Origin of the sequence: Shinella daejeonensis (genome assembly GCF_024281235.1) — a bacterium.
GTDB lineage: Bacteria > Pseudomonadota > Alphaproteobacteria > Rhizobiales > Rhizobiaceae > Shinella > Shinella daejeonensis.
The window spans coordinates 109,458-132,490 of record NZ_JAHWXY010000005.1 but is presented as its reverse complement, the minus strand read 5'-3'; the positions used below and the strand labels follow the sequence as shown (position 1 = coordinate 132,490).

At 64.2% G+C, this 23,033-nt stretch carries 24 protein-coding genes; 5 read left to right on the top strand and 19 right to left on the bottom strand.

The window, feature by feature from the left end:
- Positions 1–8 precede the first annotated feature (8 nt).
- The 4 genes from KYK29_RS14760 to KYK29_RS14745 all read right to left on the bottom strand — a co-directional run bounded on the left by KYK29_RS14760 (position 9) and on the right by KYK29_RS14745 (position 3,272).
- Positions 9–815 (bottom strand): SDR family NAD(P)-dependent oxidoreductase, encoded by an 807-nt coding sequence (locus KYK29_RS14760; protein WP_254691670.1) that lies wholly within the window; start codon positions 813–815, stop codon positions 9–11.
- A 2-nt stretch (positions 816–817) separates the two neighbouring features.
- Positions 818–1,834 (bottom strand): zinc-binding alcohol dehydrogenase family protein, encoded by a 1,017-nt coding sequence (locus tag KYK29_RS14755; RefSeq protein ID WP_254691669.1) that lies wholly within the window; start codon positions 1,832–1,834, stop codon positions 818–820.
- Positions 1,831–2,541: a FadR/GntR family transcriptional regulator gene (locus KYK29_RS14750; RefSeq protein ID WP_254691668.1), complete on the bottom strand. Its 711-nt coding sequence runs from the start codon at positions 2,539–2,541 to the stop codon at positions 1,831–1,833. Before KYK29_RS14750 ends, KYK29_RS14755 begins: the two co-directional genes overlap by 4 nt.
- Positions 2,542–2,723: 182 nt before the next feature.
- A complete protein-coding gene (locus KYK29_RS14745) occupies positions 2,724–3,272 on the bottom strand; it encodes a PTS sugar transporter subunit IIA (RefSeq protein WP_254691667.1) in 549 nt (182 codons plus the stop codon).
- Between the two features lie 704 nt (positions 3,273–3,976).
- Here KYK29_RS14745 and KYK29_RS14740 point away from each other — a divergent pair.
- Complete coding sequence (locus KYK29_RS14740; protein ID WP_254691666.1) at positions 3,977–4,513, top strand: NUDIX hydrolase; 537 nt, start codon at positions 3,977–3,979, stop codon at positions 4,511–4,513.
- 11 nt (positions 4,514–4,524) lie between these two features.
- Here KYK29_RS14740 and KYK29_RS14735 read toward each other — a convergent pair whose 3' ends face one another.
- The 10 genes from KYK29_RS14735 to KYK29_RS14690 form a co-directional block, all read right to left on the bottom strand.
- Positions 4,525–5,754, bottom strand: a complete 1,230-nt coding sequence (locus KYK29_RS14735) for an NnrS family protein (protein WP_254691665.1) — start codon at positions 5,752–5,754, stop codon at positions 4,525–4,527.
- A gap of 30 nt (positions 5,755–5,784) precedes the next feature.
- Positions 5,785–6,228 carry a pseudoazurin gene (locus KYK29_RS14730; RefSeq protein WP_254691664.1) on the bottom strand — a complete coding sequence of 148 codons (444 nt, stop codon included), beginning with the start codon at positions 6,226–6,228 and terminating at the stop codon, positions 5,785–5,787.
- A gap of 99 nt (positions 6,229–6,327) precedes the next feature.
- The gene (locus KYK29_RS14725; RefSeq protein ID WP_254691663.1) at positions 6,328–7,020 is read right to left on the bottom strand and encodes a Crp/Fnr family transcriptional regulator; all 693 of its coding nucleotides are present in this window, start codon (positions 7,018–7,020) and stop codon (positions 6,328–6,330) included.
- 83 nt (positions 7,021–7,103) lie between these two features.
- On the bottom strand, positions 7,104–8,108 hold the full coding sequence (locus KYK29_RS14720) for an FAD:protein FMN transferase (protein ID WP_254691662.1): 1,005 nt from the start codon (positions 8,106–8,108) through the stop codon (positions 7,104–7,106).
- A gap of 20 nt (positions 8,109–8,128) precedes the next feature.
- Positions 8,129–8,668 carry a nitrous oxide reductase accessory protein NosL gene (locus KYK29_RS14715; protein WP_254691661.1) on the bottom strand — a complete coding sequence of 180 codons (540 nt, stop codon included), beginning with the start codon at positions 8,666–8,668 and terminating at the stop codon, positions 8,129–8,131.
- Positions 8,665–9,495 carry a DUF2705 family protein gene (locus KYK29_RS14710; protein WP_254691660.1) on the bottom strand — a complete coding sequence of 277 codons (831 nt, stop codon included), beginning with the start codon at positions 9,493–9,495 and terminating at the stop codon, positions 8,665–8,667. Before KYK29_RS14710 ends, KYK29_RS14715 begins: the two co-directional genes overlap by 4 nt.
- Complete coding sequence (locus KYK29_RS14705; RefSeq protein ID WP_254691659.1) at positions 9,492–10,406, bottom strand: ABC transporter ATP-binding protein; 915 nt, start codon at positions 10,404–10,406, stop codon at positions 9,492–9,494. Before KYK29_RS14705 ends, KYK29_RS14710 begins: the two co-directional genes overlap by 4 nt.
- Entirely contained in the window at positions 10,403–11,833 is a 1,431-nt protein-coding gene (locus KYK29_RS14700; protein ID WP_254691658.1) for a nitrous oxide reductase family maturation protein NosD, read from the bottom strand. Before KYK29_RS14700 ends, KYK29_RS14705 begins: the two co-directional genes overlap by 4 nt.
- A 4-nt stretch (positions 11,834–11,837) precedes the next feature.
- A complete protein-coding gene (nosZ, locus tag KYK29_RS14695) occupies positions 11,838–13,751 on the bottom strand; it encodes a TAT-dependent nitrous-oxide reductase (RefSeq protein ID WP_254691657.1) in 1,914 nt (637 codons plus the stop codon).
- A gap of 24 nt (positions 13,752–13,775) precedes the next feature.
- Positions 13,776–16,049, bottom strand: a complete 2,274-nt coding sequence (locus KYK29_RS14690; RefSeq protein WP_254691656.1) for a NosR/NirI family protein — start codon at positions 16,047–16,049, stop codon at positions 13,776–13,778.
- Positions 16,050–16,189: 140 nt separating this feature from the next.
- Between KYK29_RS14690 and KYK29_RS14685 the strand changes: the two genes are divergently transcribed.
- Positions 16,190–16,357: a hypothetical protein gene (locus KYK29_RS14685; protein WP_254691655.1), complete on the top strand. Its 168-nt coding sequence runs from the start codon at positions 16,190–16,192 to the stop codon at positions 16,355–16,357.
- A 108-nt stretch (positions 16,358–16,465) separates the two neighbouring features.
- Here KYK29_RS14685 and KYK29_RS14680 read toward each other — a convergent pair whose 3' ends face one another.
- The 4 genes from KYK29_RS14680 to KYK29_RS14665 form a co-directional block, all read right to left on the bottom strand.
- Positions 16,466–16,849 carry a helix-turn-helix domain-containing protein gene (locus tag KYK29_RS14680; protein WP_254691654.1) on the bottom strand — a complete coding sequence of 128 codons (384 nt, stop codon included), beginning with the start codon at positions 16,847–16,849 and terminating at the stop codon, positions 16,466–16,468.
- 138 nt (positions 16,850–16,987) lie between these two features.
- A complete protein-coding gene (locus tag KYK29_RS14675) occupies positions 16,988–17,170 on the bottom strand; it encodes a hypothetical protein (protein WP_254691653.1) in 183 nt (60 codons plus the stop codon).
- Between the two features lie 183 nt (positions 17,171–17,353).
- On the bottom strand, positions 17,354–17,677 hold the full coding sequence (locus KYK29_RS14670; RefSeq protein ID WP_254691652.1) for a hypothetical protein: 324 nt from the start codon (positions 17,675–17,677) through the stop codon (positions 17,354–17,356).
- Between the two features lie 69 nt (positions 17,678–17,746).
- On the bottom strand, positions 17,747–18,766 hold the full coding sequence (locus tag KYK29_RS14665) for a GlxA family transcriptional regulator (protein ID WP_254691651.1): 1,020 nt from the start codon (positions 18,764–18,766) through the stop codon (positions 17,747–17,749).
- A gap of 217 nt (positions 18,767–18,983) precedes the next feature.
- Between KYK29_RS14665 and KYK29_RS14660 the strand changes: the two genes are divergently transcribed.
- The 3 genes from KYK29_RS14660 (at position 18,984) to KYK29_RS14650 (ending at position 21,224) form a co-directional block, all read left to right on the top strand.
- Positions 18,984–19,313 carry a hypothetical protein gene (locus KYK29_RS14660; RefSeq protein WP_254691650.1) on the top strand — a complete coding sequence of 110 codons (330 nt, stop codon included), beginning with the start codon at positions 18,984–18,986 and terminating at the stop codon, positions 19,311–19,313.
- Between the two features lie 128 nt (positions 19,314–19,441).
- Positions 19,442–20,146: a YoaK family protein gene (locus tag KYK29_RS14655; RefSeq protein WP_254691649.1), complete on the top strand. Its 705-nt coding sequence runs from the start codon at positions 19,442–19,444 to the stop codon at positions 20,144–20,146.
- 121 nt (positions 20,147–20,267) lie between these two features.
- On the top strand, positions 20,268–21,224 hold the full coding sequence (locus KYK29_RS14650) for a sugar-binding transcriptional regulator (protein WP_254691648.1): 957 nt from the start codon (positions 20,268–20,270) through the stop codon (positions 21,222–21,224).
- A gap of 27 nt (positions 21,225–21,251) precedes the next feature.
- Here the strand turns inward: KYK29_RS14650 and dhaL are convergent, their stop codons facing one another.
- Positions 21,252–23,018, bottom strand: coding sequence for a dihydroxyacetone kinase subunit DhaL (dhaL, locus tag KYK29_RS14645; RefSeq protein WP_254691647.1), 1,767 nt, complete (start codon positions 23,016–23,018; stop codon positions 21,252–21,254).
- Positions 23,019–23,033 lie beyond the last annotated feature (15 nt).

The window sequence follows — 23,033 nt, the reverse complement described above, 5'->3', positions numbered from 1 at the left end:
GGTCGTGCTCAGAAGCCGACGAGGGCGCCGCCGTCGACCACCAGCGTCTGGCCCGTGACATAGGCGGCGGCGTTGGAGGCGAGAAAGACGGACGCCCAGCCGATGTCTTCCGGCTGGCCGACCCTGCCCATCTGGATGCGGCCGATGATCTTGTCGTAGCGGGCGCGGTCGTTGGACGTGGCGGCGCGGAACAGATCGGTGTCGATCCAGCCGGGGGCGATGGCGTTGACGCGGACATTGCGTCCTGCATATTCGGCCGAGAGGCCGCGAACGACGCCGGTCAGCGCCGATTTGGCCGTGGTGTAGCCGATGACGAGGGGCTGGCCGATAAAGGAGGTCATGGAGGCGATGAACAGCACCGAGCCGCCGCCGCGCGCTGCCTGGCCGGGAATGATGTGGCGCGTCAGCTCCAGCGCCCCGCGCACATGGACATCGAAGACCTGATCGAGGTCTTCCATCGTCTGTTCCTCGAAGGGTTTCTTCACCGTGTTGCCGGCGTTGTTGACGAGAATGTCCACCGGCCCATGGGCTTCTTCCACTTTGGCGGCGAAATCGCCGATCGACGCGGTGTCGCGGAGGTCGAGGCGGAGCCCGCGGACATTCGGGCCGATCGTCGCGGCGGCTTCCTCCAGCAATTCCAGCCGGCGGCCGGCGATGGTGACGCTTGCGCCGGCTGCGGCCATCGCCCGGGCGATGGCAAGGCCAAGGCCGCTGCCGCCGCCGGTGACGAGGGCATGCCGGCCGGCCAGCCCGAATGCCTGTTCGAATGCCGCCGGGAAGGACGGGCGGGACGTCGGGGACGATGGGTCTTGCATGGTCAGATCCGCTCTATGATGATCTTGAGGGCATCGCGATGGTCGTCCCAATAGGGAAGTGCCGCCTCGGCCTCGTGGAAGGGGAAGACTTTCGAGATGAGCCGGTCGGCCCTGTCACCGATGGTTTCGAGATGGGCGACCACCGCGTGGAAATCCTCGAGGGTGGCGTTGCGGGAACCCATGATGTCCAGCTCCTTGAGGTTGAAGAACTGGGTCTGATAGGTGACCGGAGCCTTGGAATAGCCGACGTAGACGACCCGGCCGGAAAAGCCGGCAAGGTCGACAGCCTGGGTGAAGGTCGCCGGCAGGCCGACAGCCTCGAAGGCGACGTCGACGCCATCGTCACCCGTCAGTTTGGCAACTTCGCGCGTCAGTTCCTCGCCGCCGGCGGGAAGCGCGTGCCGTGCGCCGAACGCCAGCGCCAGTGCGCGCTTGTCGCCGCTCGGATCGACGGCAATGACATCCGCGCCCCGTGCGACCGCGCCGATCAGCACGCCCATCCCGATCATGCCGAGGCCGAGCACGGCGACGGTCTCGCCCGCCTGCACCCGCCCGCGACCGACGGCGTGGAACCCGACCGAAAGCGGCTCGACCAGCGCCAGGTGGCGCGCCGGCAGCGTATCGTTGAGGATGAGTTTTTCTGCCGGAAGCACGATTTCCTCCGCCAGCCCCCCATCCTGCTGGACGCCCAGCGTGCGATTGTATCGACAGGCGTTCGGCCGGCCCTTGCGGCAGGAGCTACAGGTGCCGCAACTGGTGTAGGGCATGACGATGACGCGCCGGCCGGGCCGATAGGCGGCATCCACATCGGTTCCGGCGGACAGGATCTCGCCGCCGATCTCGTGGCCGGGAATGCGCGGCAGTTGCACCAGCGGATTGAGGCCCTTGAACGTGTTGTAATCGCTGCCGCACAAGCCGATATGGCGCACCGCCACCCTTACGTCCGCCAGTCCCGGGGAAACCGGTTCCACCTCGTGGAAGCGGGTGACATTCTCCCGCTCTATCCTCAGTGCTTTCATGGCTCCGTTTCCATTCTGCGCCGCTTCGGTGCGGCCTTCTCGTAGGCTGCCCGCACGCTGCGTTCGCTGTAGTCGTAATGATGGCGGAAGGCGCGGATCGTCGCCTCGAGCGAGCGCTTGCGAAGTCCCCGCAGAATGGCGCCATGATCCTCGAGCGTCTTTTCGCGGTTGACCGGATTGCTCTTGCCGATCTCCATGTAGAAGACCAGCGTATCCGACAGCACCTTGTAGAGCGTCTCCAGGACATGATTGCCGGAAATGCGGATGATCTCGTTGTGAAAGGCGTAGTCGGCAAGCGCGCCCTCGTGGGCCGTCAGCGAATTGTGCATCTGTTCGAGATGGCTTTCCAGGCGGTCGATATCGGCATCGCCGATACGCTCGACGACCTGCGGCAGGGCGCCGATGTCGATCATCCGGCGGAAATCGAGCAGATCGAGGCAACTCTTCAGACTGCGGTCGAAATACTGGTCCATGACATGGAAGACCGCGCCGACACTCGGGGCGCAGACGCGCGGGCCGCGTTGGGTCTTTTCGATGATCCCGAAGGCTTCGAGGTGGATCAGCGCCTCGCGCACGGTGTTGCGGCTGACGCCGAACTCTTCGGCGATCAGGCGCTCGTTCTTCAGCAGGTCTCCGGGCTGGTGATCCTGCCGGATCCCGGCGCGCAACCTTGCGACGACGCTCTCTACCGCGCTGGTGCGGGTCATGTCCCCTGTTTCCCATATTGGTCCAACAATAGGACCAGTATGGATTCATAGCACGATCGTGTTTTGCCCGTCGACAGGTTTCCGCATGTTCTGCCCCTCCGTCCGGGCTGGTGCGGACCCCATGCGGAAGCCGCCGATCCGCTCAGCGTGCCGGCACGGGGTATCCCGTGTTTGTTCCGGCGTTACGGAACGATCCGGCCAGGGTAAGGGACGCTGGCATGTTCATGGCAAAGGATCGCCCTGACGTCGCCGATCCCTCCCGACATGCGCTGCCGGTCGGCCCGGGCACGGGCGTGGAGCATGCTGCGGATGCGTTCGGGCGAACTTGCGCCCCGGATGAGTTGAAGAAGGGCGGGGTCCGGCAGAATACGGTTTATCGTGGAAGACAGCTTGAGAAACTCCTGCGCCCGGCTTTGCGGCCATATCAGCGCCAGCACCACGTCGACGCCCTTTTCGTCCGGCGCGTCGAAATCGACCGGTGACGAAAGGCCGATGAGCGCGCAGGCGGGACGAACGCAGGCCCGTGTCAATGCGTGGGGCATGGCGATGCCGTTGCCGAGGGCGGTTGCGCCGAGCCGTTCGCGGGCATTGAGCGCCGCCTTGGCGTCTTCATACTCCATGTCGGCCCTTTCGGCGAGCCGATCCGCGGCAAACGCGAGGATGGCTTCCCTGTGGGGCAGGATGGCCGCCAGAGAGACATCCATCTCGAGAAACAGATTGAAAGTATCCAATTCGGCCTCCTGAGTTGTTCCGCAATGTTCGGTCCGTGTGCCGCCGGCGATATGGAAGGCCGGTTTGCAACGGGCATAGGCGGTCACGCCGGGCGAGCGATCCTCGCGCCGGTCCATGCTTGAAAGCGTGTGCAGATGGTGAAGTCGTGCCCTGGCGCGGTTTCCGCCGACCGGCGGAAGGGCCAGACCAAGGCTAGAGCCCGATGAGCAGGCGTGGCCTGATCCGCAGGCAGGCGATATGCGTCAAGCTCGTCATGCGCTCTTTATCGGCCAGAGTGGCGATAAAGTCAAATTACTGAAAAAAAAGAAAAATATCCCGTTTCGGCCTGTCCGGCCCCTTGTATCCCGCAGGGCCCGTCCCTAGATTATCAGCATGTGCATGGAAACGTTCATCAAGGTATCGAGGCTCGCCGGCGAAGCACGTTCTTCGGCCCGGAGCGGTGTCCTTTCGAATCTTGAACGCCGCACATAATCCGCTCCCGGGCTCCCAAAGATTGCGGTTCATTCCAGCGACGCACGTCGCTCTAATGGAGCGTATTCATGAGACAATCGAACCCTCTGCAATTCTGCACCTCGTGCCATCGTCACCTGCCGCGGGCGGCCCGCCGCTGCCCCTGGTGCAAGCGGCTTTCCATCGCCTATCCGTATGATCTTGCAATTGAGGCCCGACAGATCGAGCAGGTCCGGCAGCCGGGGAGGACGCTATGAGTATCGTCCCCCTGAAAAACCCCCGGGAACTGCCGGGTCCCCTGACGAGCGACGTCGTGCAGCAATATGGCGTCATTCCCTGGCGCAGGAACAAGCGCGGCCATATGCGCGTCCTTCTCGTCACGACGCCGGGCCGCGGCGGCTGGACCGTCCCTGTGGGCGATCCGGCAGGCGATCGGGCGCCCTATCTGTCCGCTGCCATGGAGGCGTTTCAAACGGCGGGGGTGATCGGCGATATCCGCTCCACACCGCTTTACACCTATCATCGGGCGGCGGAGGAAAACGGCGACGGATCGCACCGTCATCACGTCACGCTCTTCGGGTTGCGGGTTCGCGGAACCTTGACGAACTGGCCGGATCGCAATCGCTGGACACGCAAGTGGTTCGATCTCGACGATGCGGCGAACGTCGCCGCCGAAGCGGGATTGGCGGTTGCGTTCCGGACGATCGGGAACGCCCCGGAAAGGCTCTCGGCGATGGGTCGAGCGACACCCGGCGCGGCTTCCGATTCTGGGCTGTCGGCGACGGTCTGACGCAGGCTTGGTCAACGGGCGAGCGGCGAGCGCCGTACGCGCGCCAGCATCGGGGTATATTCGAGCAGGAACAGTCCGAAGGCCATGATCCACAGCAATGCGGAAACGCCCAGGAGGGTATGATAGTGGGCCGGAAAGACCTCGGCGAGCGGTCGTGACAGCGCCGCGCCGACGAGGCAGGCGTAGGACAGGCTCGTGACGCGCGAGGCAGTGAGGTCGCGGCCGGTGTGGCCTCGCGTCGCGCGCCCCATCACCGCGAGCATCATCAGGCCGATGGCGCCGATGGTGACCACATGCAGGGCCGAATAGGGATCGAGCCGTCCGCCTGCCGCAGCGGCGATGGCGAGAAACCCCAGGGCGAGGAAAGCATAGGCGACGTGCAGGATCAGGAGCAGCGGTTCGGCCGCCGTCGCCCAGCCGCGCCAGCGCCAGAGGCGAACGGCGTGCATGATTGCGGCCACGCCCGCAAGCGCGGCGGTGAGTTGATGATCCGGCAGAAGCACCCAGCCGGCGAGCGCTGCCGCCCCGACGATGAGCGTTGCCGTATCGTAGCGGTTCGCCGGTGTGGGAAACCGGGTCTCGCCGCGCTTGTTCAGCCAATTGCGGGTGAAGCTGGGAACGATACGGCCGCCGATGATGCCGATCAGCAGAAGATAGGCGGAAGCGGCGATGCGTCCGGCAAGCGCGGTATCGCCGTCGCTCAGCACCGCATAATGGAACATGAGGTTTGCGGCGGTCAAAAGAAGGATCGCGAAAACGACCTTCAGGTCCTTCCACTTGCGGCCGGAGACGATTTCGCGGGCACAGATGAACAGCAGGAAGGGCAGGAACAGGCTTTCGACGGCGACCGCCACGTTGGGCGGCAGAAGATCCGGCTGGAGAAGCGCCAGCCGCCCCATGAGCCAGACGCCGGCCAGCACCATCAGCGGGCCGCCGGCCACCGGGAGCCGTCCCGTCCAGTTCGGAACGGCGGTGAGAAGAAAACCGGCGAGTGCCGCCGTGGCGAAGCCGAAGAACATCTCGTGGGCGTGCCAATAGGCGGCTCCGTAGGAGCCGCCTATTGGCAAATCCGTCATCAGGGCGAGCAGCCAGAAGACCATGGCCACCATGCCCCAGAGGCCTGCCCCCAGAAAGAACGGACGGAAGCCGTAGCTGAAGAGAACCGGCCCGGTGGTCTTCAGCCCGCGCGGAACGGGTGTCCTTGCAGTTGCGGCGCTCCCGTTATCCCGGATGATTTTCATGGCGTATCTTCTTGCTCGACGGGAATGCGGTTACTTGCCGGAGGCGATGGCGTTTTCCAGGCGCTTCTGCACGGTCTTGGGTTTCTTGGCCGATACGATCGCGTCGAGATTGGACGGATTATCGCCGACGACGATCAGCGCCACCATGCCCATGGTATAATGCGGGGTGCACTTTACGAAATAAGCGCCTTCTTCCGTCACGGTCAGGGTGTAGGCCTCGTTCATCTTGCTTTTGAACTTCTCGACGCCCTCGGGCAGCATATCCTTGACGGATTCGACGTTGTGGCCCTTGTCGGTGGGCAGGAAAATGATGTTGTCACCGGGATTGGCCTTGATGTAGGCGGGCTCGAACACCATCGGGCCGGCCTCTCCCTTGTTCAGCATCTTGACTTCGATATCGGCGGCATTTGCCGGAAAGGCCGCCAGAGCCGAAAAACCCACGGCTGCGAGGATGCCGATTGCGCGAACAAACATTGTCAGTCTCCATTGCTTCAAGGACTGACGCGACGTTAGGTCGGTGCTCCGCACCCCTCTTTGCTCTGTCTCAAAGAGGGGAAGTTTTTTTGATCTTTGTCAGCTTGCTTCATCGCCGGCCAGCCGGCGCAAGCCTGCCAGATCCGCGATGACGAGAAGCTGGCGGCCGCCCTTGACCAGCCCCTTGGTTTCCCAGTGGCTGATGATGCGCGAGACGGTATGAAGCGTGGTGCCGGTCATCTCGGCGATGTCCTGCCGCGAGATGGGAAAATCGATGCGGATTTCGCTGCCCGACTTGACGCCGGCCTCCTGCGCCAGACGAATGACGGCATGGGCCACGCGTCCTTCCACCTCCTGCGTCGACATTTCGCGAAGCCGGTCGTGCGCCGCATCGAGCCGCTGGCCGATCATCTGCATCGTATTGATAGCGAATGTGGGATTGTGTTGCAGGATGTCGTTCATCATGCCCATCGGCCAGGCGAGCGTGACGCTGTCGACCGCCGCGATGGGCGTGCCGGGATATTGCGTGCGGCCGAGCGCCATCGCGAAGCCGAAGAGGTCGCCGGGATTGACCACGCGGACGATGAATTGCTGGCCGTCCGCCGTCACCTGCTGCACTTTCAGCCGACCGCGCAGCAGCACATAGAAATGCGTGGCTTCCTCGCCCTGCTGAAAGACGGTGTCGCCCTTTGCGTGGCTGCGCTGGCTTGCATGGGCCAGCAGCTTGTCCAGCGCCGAAGCATCGAGCCCGTGAAAGATCGGCAGGGCGTCGACGAGCTCGCGGTCGATCATGATCCGTCCCTTGTCCGCTAACGATATGGTCTTTTAGGACGTCGGGGGATGCGATGTAAACAATCGTCGCGACGATCGGTATCTCATGCGTCAATATGCATGAGATCGCCATTGACGGATTTCAAATGTACCGCCACGCCGCCCAGCCGGGGAAGGGCTGCCCTGATCTCATCCGGCGTCATCAGGCTGAAGGCGGTTGCCCAGGCATCGGCGTCGGTGGCGTTTGGCGCAACGACCGTCAGATGGCTGTAGAGGGTGGCGGAGAGGCCGGTCTTCGGGTTGAGAAGATGGTTGAAGCGGCCATCCGGGTCGAAACGGAAACCCTGCGCGCTCGACGTGGCGAGCGCCTGATTCTCGATGTCGACGGTGATGTCCGGCGTGGTGTCCGTCTCCAGCACCGACAGGCCGATCCGCCAGGGCGTGCCGTCCGGCTTGGTGGCAAGCGCGCGGTATTCCCCCATGTTGACGAGGCTCCGGGTCAGGCCCCGGCGGGCGAGAAGCTCGGCGATGCGGTCGGTTATGTAGCCCTGCGCCACGCCGTTCAGCGTCAGCGCCATGGAGCGCCGCCCGAAGGCGATACGGTCGGCGTTGAAGCGCACGGCCTTAAAGCCGATCTGCCCGAGCGCGCGGCGCATCTCCTCAGCCGCCGGACCGCGGGGATCCGCGCCCTCGGCGGAAAAATGCCGCGCCAGGCATGTCCAGAGCGGCTGCACCGTGGGGTCGAAAAGGCCGCCGCTTTCGGCGTGGATGGTGCGGCAGCGGGCAAGCAGGGCAACCATGTCGCTGGACGGGTTGGCGAGCGCGCCCGTCCGGTTCAGCGTGGAAATCTCCGATCCCGGCTGGAACAGGCTGAAGATCGCTTCGAGCCGCCGGGTTTCGGCGGCGATTTCACCGAACAGCCGCTGCGCCCCGGCTGTATCGGAATGGTGAAGGATGACACGCGCCGGCGCGCCGAGGGCAAAGCCCCGCCAGACATGGATGTTCGGGTCGTTCATGGCGGCGTGTCCGGCGGCCAGCGGCAGCAGGCTCATGCCGGCCGCCGCGGCGCTGATGCCGATGAACCGTCTGCGGGAAAGTGCGGTCGTCATGGGAGCCTCCCGAGTACCGGTCAATGAATGCTGCCTGAATGAGGAGCGTCGTCGATGTCTCCGGCGGACCCCAGGATGTAGTCTTGCGGTATCTCGTCGAAGGTGACGATACGCCCGCCCTTTTCGGCGTGGAATGTTTCCGCCGCTTCCCGGCTGGAGAAGGGCACGGCCTCGCTTGCACCCATGCCGCCGAGGGCGGCGCTCTCGATGACGTAGAAGGCGGTCCGGGCCTCCACCCAGTTTTCCTCGCCGGGATTGTCCCACGAGGGAGCCTTGCCCATGTCGGAGACGTAGATGGCGGCGATGTTCTTGGGTTCCTCCGGCAACATGGTGAAGGCGAGTGTGTCGCGCGCGGAGGAGAACCAGATCGCCTCGTTGACGGGATCGAGGATCACCTGGCCCTTCGGACCGGAATGTTCCAGCACGTTCATGCCGCAATAGCGGCCCATGGCGCTTTCCGTCAGTGCGAAGGGAAGCGGGGCCCGGGCTTCCTCCTCCGGTGCGCAGGCGGCGAGAAGCACGGCGAGGGCGACAAGCGCAAGGCGAGGGGCGTATTTCATAATTCTTTCCTCGAAAAGGCCAGCATGGACAGACTGAGCGGCACCGCCACCCACAGCATGAGCGCAAGCGACAGCGCGCCCGGCGCCAGCGTGGCGTTGCCGGCGACGCCGCTCATGCCGGTGAGCGTGCCCGCGCCGCCCGCGCCGAAGTTCAGCAGCCGGTAGGCATCGGTCGGATTGGCGAGCAGGAGGGCGTTCAGCCCGGCGGCGCCGATGGTCCTGCCCTGATCGGCGACCAGAAGGCCGAGCAGCGCCATGTCGTAGATGAGCACGAAGAGCAGCCAGACGCCGATGGCGATGCCGGCGGCCGTGCCGCGTTCCCGCACCAGCGTGCTGGCGAGATAGCCAAGGGCGATGAAGACGGCTCCGAGCAGCACCGAGGACCAGATCAGCGACAGGAAGGCCATCCAGCTTGCCGCGCCGATGTCGGAGCCGGTCAGGGCAAGCGCCAGCGCTGCCGCGCCATAACCGAACAGCGTTGCGAAGGCGAGAATGACGACATGGCCGCAGAACTTGCCGAGCAGCACCTGGTTGCGGCTCACCGGATAGCTGAGAAGCAGGAGCATGGTGCCGCGCTCCATCTCGCCGACGACGGCGTCATGCGAAATCAGCAATGCGATCAACGGAATGAGAAAGATCGTCAGGCTCGACAGGCTGACGATCAGCACGTCGAGACGTCCCGCGCCGATGCTGCTGCCGGTCGGGGCGTTGCCGAGAAACGTCAGGGCAAGCGCCAGCGCGGCCAGGAGCAGCGTGGTGGCGAGCACCCAGCGGTTGCGCAGCCCTTCCTGGATTTCCTTGAGGGCGATGGTGCAGAGGTTTCTCATTCCGCCGCCTCCTTGCTTTGCAGGAAATGCGCGTAAAGCTCATCGAGTGTCGGTGCGAGGATATCGACGTCGGCAAGGTTGCCGTTGGCGGCCAGCGCCTCGCGCAACAATGGCAATTTGCCTTGTGATGTGGTCTCGGCCTCGAAGCGGTTGGCGCCGATGCGCCGCCATTCGAGCGTCGTTCCGACGATCTGCGGCGGCATGCCGTCCGGCCCGAAGCCGAGCCGCACCCGTACCGGCAATTGCGCAATCCGGCGCAGATCCTCGATGGAGCCGTCGGCGATGACGCGGCCGCGATTGGCGATGATGACGCGGTCCACCTTGCTTTCCAGCTCGGTCAAGGCATGGGACGACATCAGGATCGTCGCGCCTTCGGCCCGCATCGTCTCCAGCAGATCGTAGAAGTGCTGACGCAGCGCCGGATCGAGGCCCGTCGTCGGCTCGTCGAGCAACAGCACGGCCGGAGAGCCGAGCAGCGCCTGCGCCAGGCCCAGCCTCTGGCGCATGCCCTTGGAGTAGGTGCCGACCCGCCGCCCTGCCGCATCGGTAAGGCCGACATGGTCGAGCAGGCGGGCGATATCGGCCTTCGGCGCGCTTTTGAGCCGGGCATAGAAGGCAAGCGTTTCCGCCCCCGTCAGCGCCATGTTGAAGGAGACATGTTCCGGCAGATAGCCGAGCCTGCGGCGAGCGGCGAACTGGCCGGCCGCCGGATCGTCGCCGAGCACCTGCACCGCGCCGGCGCTCGGATGAATGAGGCCAAGCATCAGCTTGATCATCGTTGTCTTGCCCGCCCCGTTATGGCCGACGAGGGCTATGGTCTCGCCGGCCTTCAGACTGTAGGTGGCGTCGCGTATGGCGTCGATGCCGCCATAGCTCTTGGTGACGCCGTCAAGGCGTACGGTTTCGGTCATGGTTCGGTCTTTCCGGTTTCTGTCGCCGCATCGGCGGCGGGCGGGCGCATCAGCGGACGGCTGTCCACCACCCCGCCCGGCAGGAGTGCGGGAAACTGTGTCTGTGCCCAGCGGATCGTCTGGACGGCGGGACTGTTGACAAGGATCTTCGCTTGCGGGGCCGTCCAGAGAACCCTGTCGATCAGGTCGTTTGGCCGATAGGGGCTGTCGGCGATGCCGTCTCCGTCGAGGTCGAAGGCGGGATTGTCGCTCCAGAAGTTGCCGCGCCCGTCCATCGACCAGTCGAGATCGCGTGTGCCGACATATTTGACCTGCGTGCGGTTGGCGATGAAGGCATTGCCGGTGAGTGCATTGCCCTCGGAGCCGGCGGTGAAATGAATGCCGATCTCGCAGCCCTCGAAGCGGTTGTCTTCGAAATGGTTACGGTTGGCGTTGTAGATGAAGACGCATTTTTCCGGTCCGAGACGGTCGGCCCCGCTGTCGCTGTCGGCTTCCGCTTTCGTTTCGGGTATCGGGGCCATGCCCGGTTCGGCGACCTGCAACCCGGCACCCAGCCAGCGATCCGCCGGCTGCATATGCCCGATCACCCGGTTGCCGCGAACAAGGGAGTAATTGGCGTAATTCAGGAGCAGGCCGTGATCGCGGTCGCCATCGGAGATATTGTCGATGATCTTCAGGCGGCGCGTGTACATGATGGCGAAGCCGACCGAGTTGTTGCGGGAAATATTGCCGATGACCTCGCTATCGTCGGTATACATGTAATGCACCGCGAAACGGACGTTCTCCATGAGATTGCCGCGGAAGACATTGCGCTTGCTGGCGTTGGTATAGATGCCGTCGCGGCCGTAACGGATGATGTTGTCGATCACCTGTGCGCCCGGCGCGTTCCAGATCGAGACGCCGCTGCCGGTCTCGGACATGCGCACCCCGCGCCGGCCGATGATTTCGTTGCCCTGCGCCACGGATCCGGCCGCGCCATGCAGGTAGATGCCATAGAGGTTGCCGGTCAGCCTGTTGTTCTCCACCCGCGCGTCGGTTGCGGTCTTGGAGACGAAGATACCGGCGTTGAGATCGAACAGCTCATCGCCGGAGCCGGAGACCTCCAGCCCGCGAACGATACTGCCGGGGGCGTTTACCGTCACGGCATTGCCGATCCCGTTGCCGGCAAGTGCTGCACCGGGCTCGCCTTCGAGCGTCAGGCGCCGGTCGATGACGACGGGGCCTTGATGCCGGCCGGCGGCAAGCCGCACCGTATCGCCCTCCGGAGCGCGGGCGATCGCCGCCTGAAGATCCTCGCCCGGCCGCACGAGGATTTCCCCGGCGATCGCCGGGGAAATCGCGCCGCAAACGCCGGCGCCGACAAGGACCGCCAGCCGTATGCGGCTTGCGCAAGACTTTCGGCGAAGCGTTTTGCGAAGAGGCGTCATGAGGTCACGCGCCCTTCGGTTCCACGAGCATGCGGCCCTTCATCTCCATGTGCATGGCATGGCAGAACCACGAGCAATAGTACCACCAGACCCCGGGCTTGGTCGCCTTGAAGGTGACGGATGCCGTCGCCTGCGGGCCGACCTCGAAGTTGATGCCGTAGTTGATGATGGAAAAGCCGTGGGTGAGGTCCTCGATCTCGTCGATATTGGTGACATAGACCGTCACCTCGTCGCCCTGCTTGACGGTGAACTCCTCCAGGCCGAAGGCCGGCGCGGCGGACGTCATGTAGACGCGCACCTTGTCTCCGTCGCGGATCACCTCATTGGCCTCCATCAGGTCGAGGCCATCGGCTTCGGCCTGCGCCACCGCGTCGGCGAACATGGGATCGTTGCGATCCCAGAAATTCACCGGATTGATCTTGGAGCGGTGGACGATGGTGGCGTCATGCGGTTCGGCAAAGCTCGGCCCGTCGTGGACGATCACCATCCTGTCGCCGGAGATATCGATCAGCTGGTCGTTTTCCGGCTTCAGCGGACCCACGTTCAAATAGCGGTCCTTGGAGAACTTATTAAGCGATATCAGCCACTTGCCATCAGCGTCCTTGGTCTGGCCCATGGAGGTGTGGTTGTGACCGGGCTGGTAGTGCACATCGAGCTTCTGGCGGATCGGGTCGATCTTCTCGCCGGCAAAGGCGCGTTTCGCTTCCTCGATGTTCCATTTGCAGATCTGGCTGTCGATGAACAGCGTCGTATAGGCGTTGCCCTTGTCGTCATAGGCGGTGTGCAGCGGGCCAAGCCCCAGCTCCGGCTCCGCCACCACGGCATCGCGCGGCTTGATCTTGTCATCGAACAGTTCGTCGAACTTGCGCACGTCGAAGACGGTGACCGTCGGCGAGAGCTTGCCGTTGGCCACCACATGGATGCCGTCCGGCGCGGTGTTGATGCCGTGGGGGCTGTTGGGCACGGGGATATAGCGGGTGAAGGGCGAGCCGTGACGGCCGTCGACCACCGGAACGCCGTTCATGACCTTGACGTCGCCGCTGGCGACGGCTTCCTCGATGCGCTTGAGGTTGAAGATGACGATCCAGTCCTGCTCGTTCTCCATCATCTCGGCGAGCGTCGTGCCTTCCTCGGAGTTGTAGCAGGTGGCGAAAGCGTATTTGCCCTGATAGTCGCAGTCGACGTTGTCGAGGTTGCCGTCCACCATCACCTGCCAGGCGATCTTCATGGTCTCGCCATCGACGGCGGTGAAGATCGCGTGATAGTTTTTCGTGTCGGTCAGGTTCGTACCGTCGTTGGGGATCGGAACGCGGTCTTCGCCGTTGCAGAAGACATAGCCGGTCTTCGGATATTTCTGCACGCGAAGACCATGGACCGTGTGCTGGTTCGGCAGCTGGATGATCTTGTCGCATTTCATCACGTCGAGCCGGATGCGGCAGACGCGCGTATTGGCCTTGTCGTTGGCGTAGAGATAGCGACCGTCATAGGTGCCGTCGGTGAAGGAAAGATGCGGATGGTGCAGGTCGCCGTTGACGAAACTGCCGCCCCGGTCCTTCAGCATCTCGATGTCCTCCGGAAGCAGGCCTTCCGTCAGGATCTTGAGGCTTTCGTTGGTCTGGCCCCAGCCGGTGGCGCTGTCGCGGTTGAAAACCGGGATACGCATCAGCTCGCGCATGGAGGGCAGGCCGACGATGCGAACCTCACCGGTCTGGCCGCTGGAGAAGAAGGTGTAATATTCGTCCAGTTCGCCGGGTTTGACCTCGAAGGCGGCGTTGCCTTCGGCGGCCTGTGCAGCGGTGATCCCGCCGCCGAGCAATGTGCTCCCGCCGACGCCGCTTGCGCCGGCTGCGGCGGCAAGGGCGGAGGTACCCAGCAGCTGACGGCGGCTGAAGCGGGGCTTGTTGTCGACTTCTGACATGGTTTTCTCCTTGTGGTGGATATCTCAGGTCGCCGGATCGGACGCCGGGGAGGCGTTGCCGACGGGCTTGCCGCGATGGGTGATAACGGGTCTGGCCGGGCCGCGTCCCGCCTGGCCTTCCGGCGTCAGGGGGGCATTGCGGGCGGCGAACTTCTCGCGTTTCACACGCACCTGGATCATGTGCGGGCAACGCTGGTCGTCGTGATAGAGCTCCTGGCAATGCATGCAGTAGATGCATTCGTTGACGTTGATCTGGCCTTCCGGATGGATTGCCTCCACCGGACATTCCTTGGCGCAGCGGTGGCAGGGCGAGCCGCATTCCGGCCAGCGCTTCAGCCATTCGAACATGCGGATGCGTCCGGGGATGGCGAGGGCCGCGCCGAGCGGGCAGAGGTAGCGGCAGTAGAAGCGTTCGATGAACAGGCCGGCGGCAAGCAGCGTCAGGCCGTAGATGACGAAGGGCCACTCGCGCGCGAACTTCAGGATGATGACGGTCTTGAACGGCTCCACTTCGGAGAAGATCTCCGCCAGCGCCACCGAATAGAGCGACAGTCCGAAAAGGCCGAGGAAGATCATGTATTTGATCGGCCAGAGACGCTCATGCAGGCCCCAGGGCAGCTTGACCTGCGGCACTTTCAGCCACTGCGCGAGATTGTTCGTCAGTTCCTGCAAGGCGCCAAAAGGACAAAGCCAGCCGCAGAAGGGACCGCGTCCCCAGAACAGCAGACCGGCCGCGACCGAGCCCCACAGAATGAAGGTGAGGGGCGAGGTCAGGAAGAATTCCCAGTTGAAGCCGGTGATCAGCGAATTGATGAAGGTCAGGACGTTGACCACCGACAACTGCGTGTTGGCGTAAAGGCCGAGCCAGACGAGAATGAACAGCAGATAACCGCGCCGCAGCCATTTGAAGAAGCGCGGCCGTTTCACCAGCGTGTTCTGGAAGAAGAAGATTCCGACCAGGACCAGCGTTGCGACGATGGTGATCGCGATGTTGACGCTGTTCATCTGCCACATCGTCACCCAAAGCGGATTGTCCTCCCCGAAGAAGTCCGGCACGGAGCCTTCTCCGACGGGGGTGATTGCGCGCGGCGCATCCGGAAGGGGCGCTGCGGGTTCGGCGGCGGGCGACGGGGGCGGCGCAACCGCGAGCGTATAGCTTTCGGGAAGGCTGTAGCCGAGGTCGTAGCTGATATTCGCTTTGTCGCGAGCGCCGAAGCCGCGCTGGACCAGAAGTTGCAGGTCGAAGGGGCGCGTCACGTCGAAGGAAAAGCCTTCCGGCACGCGAAACAGTGCGATTTCACGCAGTTTCGGGGCGCCCTCCGCCATCAGGTCGCCGATACGGGTGTGCTCCTTGTCGCGGAAACGCACGCCCTGACCGTCCTGCAACAGCTCGATCCGGTCGAAGATGCCGCCGCGTACATAGCCGGAGCCCTTGAACGAATAGGCCCCGTCCCCCGCCACCAGCAAGGCTTGCTGATCTGGCTTCAGCCGCTTCTGCATCTGTTCGTAGGCCGTCGGTCCGAGCAGGCTGAGGCCGATCGAGGGCACCGAAACGGGCGCGACGTAAAGCTCGATGAATGTGTCCTGCGGGTCGTCGGTTTCCGGGTGGTCGGCGGCCTGCGGTTGTCCCGCCTCGCGGAAGGCATCGGTGACTTCACCGACGGAAAGCTGCAGGCTGCGGACCGACCCGTCACCGACGAGGGTCGTCCAGTCGGCGATATCCGTGAGGGAGGGGTCCACCTTGCGGGTTTCCGCAGGCGGGGCCGCTCCGATTATCGGCGTTCCGCCGAGCCTGCCGCTGCGAATGAGGCCGACAGCGGAGCGCACCACGCTGTCGCCCATGACGAGCACGGTGACGGTCGCGCCGCTGACGATATCGACCTGCGGCGGTCTGGCATGGCCGGCGGCGACCGCGTTCAGGTCGCTGTCGATGAGCGTATTCAGCGCTGCGACGACCTTTGCCTCCGGAATGCCGATCAGGACGATCGGCTCCTTGTGATCGAGAAGCCGGATGCCGCGTATGACGCCTGCGGTGTCGATGCCGACGGCGATATGGATCGGCTTGCCGGAATAGCCGATGGAACTGGTGAAGTCGGAATTGACGTAGACGTAGCCGACAAGCTCGTCGCCCTTGTAGACTGGCGCGATCGGCGGTTCGCCCTGTGGCGCACCGATCCGGTCCGCGCCGGCAAAGACATCCTCGGCCTGTAGCGTGGGGAGGAATTTCTCAAGCTGGCCGGCGTGGGCAGCGGAACTCAGGCAGGAGAGCGCCAGAAAAAGGACCGGCAGGACACGCATCGCGAGAATCCGGCCGAGGGCGGAAATACGTTTGAGCCTCGATAGGACATTGAAAATTCTCACGAATCACCTGCACCCACCTCGGCAACCCGCCGAGGCTTCTTTCGCAGGCACCATGCCCTTTCCGGTTCGGAACCTCTTTGATCCAGCGCAAGCACCGGATGCGGGGCGGAGCGCCGCCGGCCGTGCCCGGCAACGGGCTTCAGGCCCTGGCGGGGATCAGCCTGTTCGCAGGCGGCTTCGATAGGGATGCGGCGGAAATCGCGTGCCGCCGGAGCAATCCCGGTGAAAACTGGTTCATCATGTGACGAGTCCGCCGGCCAGGTCGACGACCGGGCCGGCGGACGATAGGGATTGCCGAAGACGAAAGGCTTTCGTCGAACGGGTATATGTGGCGCGCGGGGGTGAGCCCGACTTTACGTACGTGCGGAACTTCCCTGCGGTCCGAGTTGGGCGGCCAGTTCGCGCATGCGGCGGTTGAGGGCGGCCATGTCTTCCGACGCCTGATGCAACGCGCGCTGCAAATCGGCCGGTGTGGCGTTCGTTTCCGGTTGCGCGGGACCACTTCCGTGCCCGGTCAGCAGCCAGGAAGGGGTGACGCCAAGGACACCGGCCATCATGGCGAGCCGGTTGGCGCGCGGCACATCGCGGTCGCATTCCCACGCGTTCCAGCTTGATGAGAGAACGCCCAGCCGCTCCGCGGCTTCTCCTTCGGAAAGGCCGGCGGCCTCGCGGGCAAGCGAGATGCGGCCGCCAAGCGTATCGTCGGGATGGGAGGCGTTTTCATGGTTGAACATCATTCGGGCTCCGTTTCATTGCGATGGAATGGCAACGAACGCCGATGACATGGCCGCCTGTCGTGTGGCAGCCAATGGCGAGCGATTGCCTTGTTCGTATCCCGGCCGCACGGCAGGCGCCGCGCAGTGTCGGGGTCGAGATCATGACGAAACAGGGGAGAGCGGAAAGTTAAGCGGCGGGCATCGCAAAGAAGATGAGAAGAACAGATCGGGGGCCATGAACGATGGCCGCATGTCTTTCACGTCGATGCCGAATATATTGACGTTTGCAGCATGGCGCCGGTTGGCGTTGCCTTGGCATGATATCACGTCAATTCCTTTCATATTCGCTCCGGAGGCCAATCCGGACGCCTTTCCTCCAATTCGAAATGTAAGGCTGCTTTATTTCATAATTTTTCGATTGTGGCAAACGTCCGGAGCGAAAAATTCGATGATCTGCGATCGTCCTGCAACCATGAACCGGCCATCCGGCCGGCTCATGGTGACGGGTTTCCGTCCGGGAACGGTTCAGAACCAGCGCTGGCGGCGTGCCGGCGTGCCTTCGAGCGATCCCAGCAGATAGCCGATGGCAAGGCCGGCCAGCCCCGCCGTCACGACGACGGTCGAAAGCGCCGCGGGATGCTCGCGGGCCGCACGCGCGACCGCAGCCCCTTCCGTCTTGACGTATCGGGTCGCCGAGCGGGCCGCCGGTCGGGCTGCGTCCACGGCCTTTCCGGCCTGATCGCGCAGGGTCTCATAGGCCTGCGATCCTTGATCCGCCAGTTCCTTCTGAAGCTGGGCGAGTTCGTCGCGAAGGGCGGAAATCTGGGATTGAACGTCGTTGCTTGCCATTGCTGTCTCCTTGTCAACAATGGAGGCCGAACGGCTGACGGGGCTGTTGGTTCCCCGGACCGCCTTTCTTCAGCTCGCCTGGCGGCGGCCGTCCCGCCGGATCTGCGACGGCGTGTCGCCGAAAGCCGCGCGGAAACGCCGCGTGAAGTGGGAAAGGCTTTCGAAACCGGTTTCCAGTGCGATCTCGATCAGCGGCTTGTTGGTGGTGAGAACCATATTGAGGGCGGCCGCCATGCGGATCTTCATGTAGATCGCGCTTGGCGAGGCTCCCATGTCGCTTTCGAACAGCCGTTCGAGCTGCCGCCGCGACACCCCGGTCATGGTGGCGATACTGTCGATGGACAGCAGGTCTTCCGTGTGCTGCTCCATCATCATGATGGCGAGATGCACGCGCCGGTCGCGCGCCTCAAGGCCGAGCGGATTGCGCGGCTGGAGATCCGTTGCATCCCGCCGGTGGCGGATCTGGAGGATTTCCAGCGCATTCCGCTCCGCCGCCTCGCCGACATGGTGGCGCACCAGCGTTGCCGCAAGATCGGCGACGCTGCTGCCGCCGGCGCATGTCGCGACCTTGCCGTCGAAGCGGAAAATCTGCTCCGACGTTGCTCCGATGGAGGGAAAGCGGGCACGGAAGTCGCGGTGATGCAACCAGCTTACACAGGCGGTATGCCCCGTCAGCAGGCCCTCCTCGGCGAGGATGAAGCTGCCCGTGCACAGGCCGATCAGCCCGACGCCGGCGCTTCCCGCCTTGCGCAGATAGGCGCGGGCATAACTGTCGATGGGCTCTTCCACTTTCAACAGGCCGCCAACGACGGCGATATAATCGAAATAGGCCGGATCGGCGAAGGGGGCTGTCGGCGCGACCTGGATGCCGCTGCTGGACGTGATGAAGTTGCGCGACCCGCTGAGCACGTCCCAGTCGCAATGGACGCGGCGCGAGCCGTCCTCGCTGTCGCTGGCGAGGCGAAGCGTATCGACGAAAAGCGCGAACGCCGAAAGGGTGAAACTCTTTGACAGGATGAAGCCGACGCGCAGCGCCTTGGGCGCGCTCGCACCGGTGGTTTCCCTCGACGTCCGCAGACCGATCGTCATTCAATTCTCCTCCCAGCGGCTCCAGCGGGCTCTTTCGGCCGGATCCTTCCAGTATCCATAGCAAATTCGCGCGCCGGCTCCAATGTGTTCGCGTCGTTTCCCGATAAATGTCCGCCTGCACCCTTGCCAGAGCGGGCGAGACGGCCATTTCCCGGACTTGCCAATCATTCCGGAGCGGATAATTATTTCCCTCTGGACGATCATGAGGAGGAAACGCATGCGCCTATATCCAGTCATCGCCCTCGTTTCGGCGGCCGTGTTCCTGACCGGTTGCATGACCGAAGCGCGCTACAATCAGGCCCGTGAAATCGTCCGGGGAAGCCCGGCGGCCAAGCGCGATGGCGTCAATCAATGCTACCAGGGCGCGCGCCGCGCCACGCCGGCACGCAAGGCGCAGATGGCCAAGATCATGAATGTCAGCCCGCGGCGCGACGTCGCGCGCATCTATTGCCAGCGCGCCTTCAACGGTATCGCCAACGGCCGCATTACCCACGACGATTTCCGCAAGCGCAGTCCGCGTTTCATCCGGGTCATTCAGGGCCGCTGACCGTATCCGGCGAAATGACGCTCGCCGCTCGACGGCAGCGTCATTTCGTGCCGGCGTTGTGCGGCACGCCCTTGCCTTCGCGTCGCGCATCGGCTTGACTGGATTTTTCCTGAAGCGAATCCATTGAAATGCTGATCCAAGAAGGCGCGGGGCGTTCCATCCGCATCGATTTGTTGCTTGCGGCCATCCTGTCCTTCGTGGCGGGGGGCGTAAACGGCGCCGGTTATTTCGCCTTCGGCTATTTCTCCGCCAATATGACGGGCAACGTCTCGCTCATTTCCGATCATATCTCTCTCGGGCAGCTGGTCGTGGCGCTGGTGCTTTTGTCCATCGTCGGGCTGTTCATCCTCGGCGCCTTTGTTGCCACGCTCTTCATCCGGATCGGCAGGGACAACCATCTGGGCAACATCTATGCGCTGACCCTGCTGGCGGAAGCGGCGCTCCTGCTGTTGGTCGGCGTTGTGGATCTTTCCCATCCGCCGGTCCACAAGGGTGTCCTGATCGTCGGCTTGCTCAGCTTCGCCATGGGCATCCAGAATGCCGCCTCCACGCGGATTTCCGAAAGCCGGGTGCGCACGACCCATGTCTCGGGCATCGCCACGGACATCGGCGTCGGCCTCGCCACCTTGTGGCGTTGTCCCGATGACACGATGCGGACCGCGACGCAGCAGCGTCTGCTTCTCCATGTCACGACCATCCTGGCGTTCCTGGCGGGCGGGATTGCGGCCATCGTGCTTTACAAATCGCTTGCCGGCGGCGTCTTCATCGCCGCCGCGCTGCTGATCTTCCTGCTGGGCATTCGTTATCTTCGCCGTTTCCCCGATTCGCGCTAATGTGCCGAACTGCCGCCATCCGTTGGAAAAGCCGGTAAAGGCGGGCGGCGCGCTTTGACCTTTGCCCGCATCTTCTGCAAGAGAGTGCGGGCAGAAGAAAAACAGGGAACACGGCGAGCGCATGAGCAAGGATTGGGACCTTTCCGCTGAAGAGCTGGAGCGCTCGCGCGTCGCGTGGCTTTACTTCATCGGCGATCAGACCCAGCAGGAAATCGCCCGGCGGATGAACATCACCCGGCTGAAGGTCAACAAGATCATCGGTCAGGTGCGTGAATCCGGCCATGTGCAGGTGACGGTCAGCCTGCCCCTTTCGGATTGCATCGAATTGGCAGAGAAGGTCTCGGCGCGCTACGGCCTCGCCGAGGCGGTCGTCGTGCCGGATCTCGACAATTATATCGAGCAGAAACGGGTGATCGGAGAGGCGGCGGGGCTGCTGGCGAGCGGGTTCATCGAAGGCCGCGATACCGGCATCGGCATCGGCTCGGGCCGAACGCTGAGCTTCGCCGTCCGCAGCCTGCGGGCCCGCCTGAAGCCGGAAGGCTGGATCGTCGGACTGACGGGCGGGGTCACGAGCGGATCGGCCACCAACACCTTCGAGGTCGCCACCGCCTTCGCCCGGGCGATCGGCGCGGAATGCCACTATCTGACGGCGCCGATCTACTGCGCCAATCCGGAAAGCCGGAATGCGCTGCTGCTGAACGACGAACTGACCGATGTGCTGGCGCGTACGGAGATCGCGGATGTCGGCATCGTGTCCTGCGGGCCGCTCGCCCACGACACCTCCCTGACGCAGATCCGGGTGGTCAAGGACAATCTCGATGCGGTGCTGAAGCAGGGCGCGGTCGGCGAGTTCATGGGCTGCTTCCTCGACGCGCGAGGACAGCCGATCGACCATTTCCTGAACGATTCCATTATCGCGCTGCCGCCGGACAAGCTGAAGCTCAAGCCCGTTTCGGTTCTCGTTTCCGGCGGGATCCAGAAAATCCCGATCATCCGGGCGATCCTGCGGGCCGGCTATGTCAATCGGCTGGTGACCAACGAGGGCGTGGCGAGGGCCCTGCTCCAGGGCCCCCGGTAGAAGGTGCGGCGGCGACGCCGCCGGAGATCAGGCGAGCGCCCGGCGCAGGGCGTCTTCCATGGCGCGCAGCGTGACGAAGGTCGATGCGGCGCCGGGATCGATATGACCGACCGAGCGTTCTCCAAGCTTGGCCGAGCGGCCGCGGCGCGATTCCATGGCGGCCGTCGCCTTCATGCCGGCCTCGCTGCCGTCGCGGGCCGCAACGAGCACCGAAAGGGAAGAGCCGCCGGCCGCCGCGGCGGCCTGCGCCGCCTCCACCGCCGGCACCCAGGCATCGATCATCGTCTTGTCGCCCGGCTCGGCCCGGCCCCGGTCGCGAATGCCCTGGCAGGCGGCTGCGAGCCATTCCGCCATGCCTGCGCCGTCGAGGTTCAGCCGGTGGCTGACGGCCGTTCCCGCCCGCAGGAAGGCGGTGGCGTAAAGCGGGCCGGAAGATGCGCCGACCGCGTCGAGGAAGGCCTTGGCCATGCGTTTGCAAAGGCCTTCGATCGTCTCGTCGTCCTGGGCGTCGTCGAGCGCCTTGCGCACGGCCTTCCAGCCGATTTCCATCGTTACGCCGTGGTCGCCGTCGCCGATCACGCCGTCGAGCTCCGACAGCCAGTTCTTCTCCGCGATGATCTGTTCGCCGACGTTGTCCATCATCGCCTTGAAGACGGCGGGCGTGATGTCGCCTTCGGTCACGAGGATGCGCGGCTTGTCCTGCACGGTATCGCGGCTATCGGAGACGCGTTCGGTCTTGCGGCTGCGCGCGCCGCCGCCATCGGTCTTCTCGAAGGCGCCGACGACGAGCGCCGGCGTCCGGCAGGGATGGTCGAGCAGCGCCTGGAGCGTATCGTCGAGCTTCATCAGCGTGACCGAGGCGCCGGCCATTTCCAGCGAGGTCGCATATTCGCCGACCCAGGAGGCGTGGATCGCCACGCCGAGCGCATCGAGGCGCTGCTTGACGCGGCGGAAGACCAGATAGAGTTCGATCTGCGAGGTCGCGCCGAGGCCGTTCACGAGAACGGCGACACGGCTGCCGGCGGCAAGGTCGAGTTCCCTGAGGAGCGCGTCCATCAGTTCGTCCGTCACCGTATCGGCCGGAGCGAGCTTCTGCCGGCGGATGCCGGGCTCGCCGTGGAGGCCCATGCCGATTTCCATGTCCTCGTCGCCGATGGTGAAGTTCGGCTTGCCGGTTTGCGGCAGGGAGCAGGGGCTGAGCGCGACACCGATGGAGCGGGTCGCGTCATTGGCCGCCCGCGCCAGCGCCTCGACGCGGTCCAGCGGTTCGCCGAGATCGGCCGCTGCGCCGGCCGCCTTGAAGACGAAGAAATCGCCGGCGATGCCGCGTCGCTCAAAGCGCCGCTCGAGGGGGGCGGACGCCACGTCGTCGGCGACTGCGACATGCCGTACCGCCATGCCGTCCTGCGCCAGATCCTCCGCCGCCATCGTGAAATTCAGGACGTCGCCGGTATAATTGCCGTAGAGCATCAGCACGCCGACCCCGCCGTCGGCCGCCCGCGCGGCTTCGGCGATATGGGCGGGAGAGGGCGAGGCGAAGACGTTGCCGACCGCGGCCGCATCCGCGAGCCCGCGCCCGACATAGCCGGCGAAGGCCGGTTCGTGGCCGGAACCGCCGCCGATGACGATCCCCACCTTGCCGTCGCGAGGACCCTCGACCGCCACGACCGCCCTGCCGGTTTCGCCTTCCACGCGCAGCATGTCGGGATGCGCGCCGATCATGCCTTCGATCATCTCGGCGATGATATTTTCGGGATCGTTGATCAGCTTCTTGGTTTTGACTTGTTCATTCATGATCTGTCTCTCGTC

Coding starts and splice junctions, on each gene's coding strand:
- KYK29_RS14690 (WP_254691656.1), bottom strand. CDS start 16,049: ATGCGTGTCCTGCCGGTCCTTTTTCTGGCGCTCTCCTGCCTGAGTTCC.
- dhaL (WP_254691647.1), bottom strand. CDS start 23,018: ATGAATGAACAAGTCAAAACCAAGAAGCTGATCAACGATCCCGAAAAT.
- KYK29_RS14675 (WP_254691653.1), bottom strand. CDS start 17,170: ATGAAAGGAATTGACGTGATATCATGCCAAGGCAACGCCAACCGGCGC.
- KYK29_RS14660 (WP_254691650.1), top strand. CDS start 18,984: ATGCGCCTATATCCAGTCATCGCCCTCGTTTCGGCGGCCGTGTTCCTG.
- KYK29_RS14755 (WP_254691669.1), bottom strand. CDS start 1,834: ATGAAAGCACTGAGGATAGAGCGGGAGAATGTCACCCGCTTCCACGAG.
- KYK29_RS14730 (WP_254691664.1), bottom strand. CDS start 6,228: ATGTTTGTTCGCGCAATCGGCATCCTCGCAGCCGTGGGTTTTTCGGCT.
- KYK29_RS14655 (WP_254691649.1), top strand. CDS start 19,442: ATGCTGATCCAAGAAGGCGCGGGGCGTTCCATCCGCATCGATTTGTTG.
- KYK29_RS14650 (WP_254691648.1), top strand. CDS start 20,268: ATGAGCAAGGATTGGGACCTTTCCGCTGAAGAGCTGGAGCGCTCGCGC.
- KYK29_RS14720 (WP_254691662.1), bottom strand. CDS start 8,108: ATGACGACCGCACTTTCCCGCAGACGGTTCATCGGCATCAGCGCCGCG.
- KYK29_RS14665 (WP_254691651.1), bottom strand. CDS start 18,766: ATGACGATCGGTCTGCGGACGTCGAGGGAAACCACCGGTGCGAGCGCG.
- KYK29_RS14700 (WP_254691658.1), bottom strand. CDS start 11,833: ATGACGCCTCTTCGCAAAACGCTTCGCCGAAAGTCTTGCGCAAGCCGC.
- KYK29_RS14715 (WP_254691661.1), bottom strand. CDS start 8,668: ATGAAATACGCCCCTCGCCTTGCGCTTGTCGCCCTCGCCGTGCTTCTC.
- KYK29_RS14750 (WP_254691668.1), bottom strand. CDS start 2,541: ATGACCCGCACCAGCGCGGTAGAGAGCGTCGTCGCAAGGTTGCGCGCC.
- KYK29_RS14760 (WP_254691670.1), bottom strand. CDS start 815: ATGCAAGACCCATCGTCCCCGACGTCCCGCCCGTCCTTCCCGGCGGCA.
- KYK29_RS14710 (WP_254691660.1), bottom strand. CDS start 9,495: ATGAGAAACCTCTGCACCATCGCCCTCAAGGAAATCCAGGAAGGGCTG.
- KYK29_RS14740 (WP_254691666.1), top strand. CDS start 3,977: ATGAGTATCGTCCCCCTGAAAAACCCCCGGGAACTGCCGGGTCCCCTG.
- KYK29_RS14725 (WP_254691663.1), bottom strand. CDS start 7,020: ATGATCGACCGCGAGCTCGTCGACGCCCTGCCGATCTTTCACGGGCTC.
- KYK29_RS14705 (WP_254691659.1), bottom strand. CDS start 10,406: ATGACCGAAACCGTACGCCTTGACGGCGTCACCAAGAGCTATGGCGGC.
- KYK29_RS14670 (WP_254691652.1), bottom strand. CDS start 17,677: ATGGCAAGCAACGACGTTCAATCCCAGATTTCCGCCCTTCGCGACGAA.
- nosZ (WP_254691657.1), bottom strand. CDS start 13,751: ATGTCAGAAGTCGACAACAAGCCCCGCTTCAGCCGCCGTCAGCTGCTG.
- KYK29_RS14735 (WP_254691665.1), bottom strand. CDS start 5,754: ATGAAAATCATCCGGGATAACGGGAGCGCCGCAACTGCAAGGACACCC.
- KYK29_RS14680 (WP_254691654.1), bottom strand. CDS start 16,849: ATGATGTTCAACCATGAAAACGCCTCCCATCCCGACGATACGCTTGGC.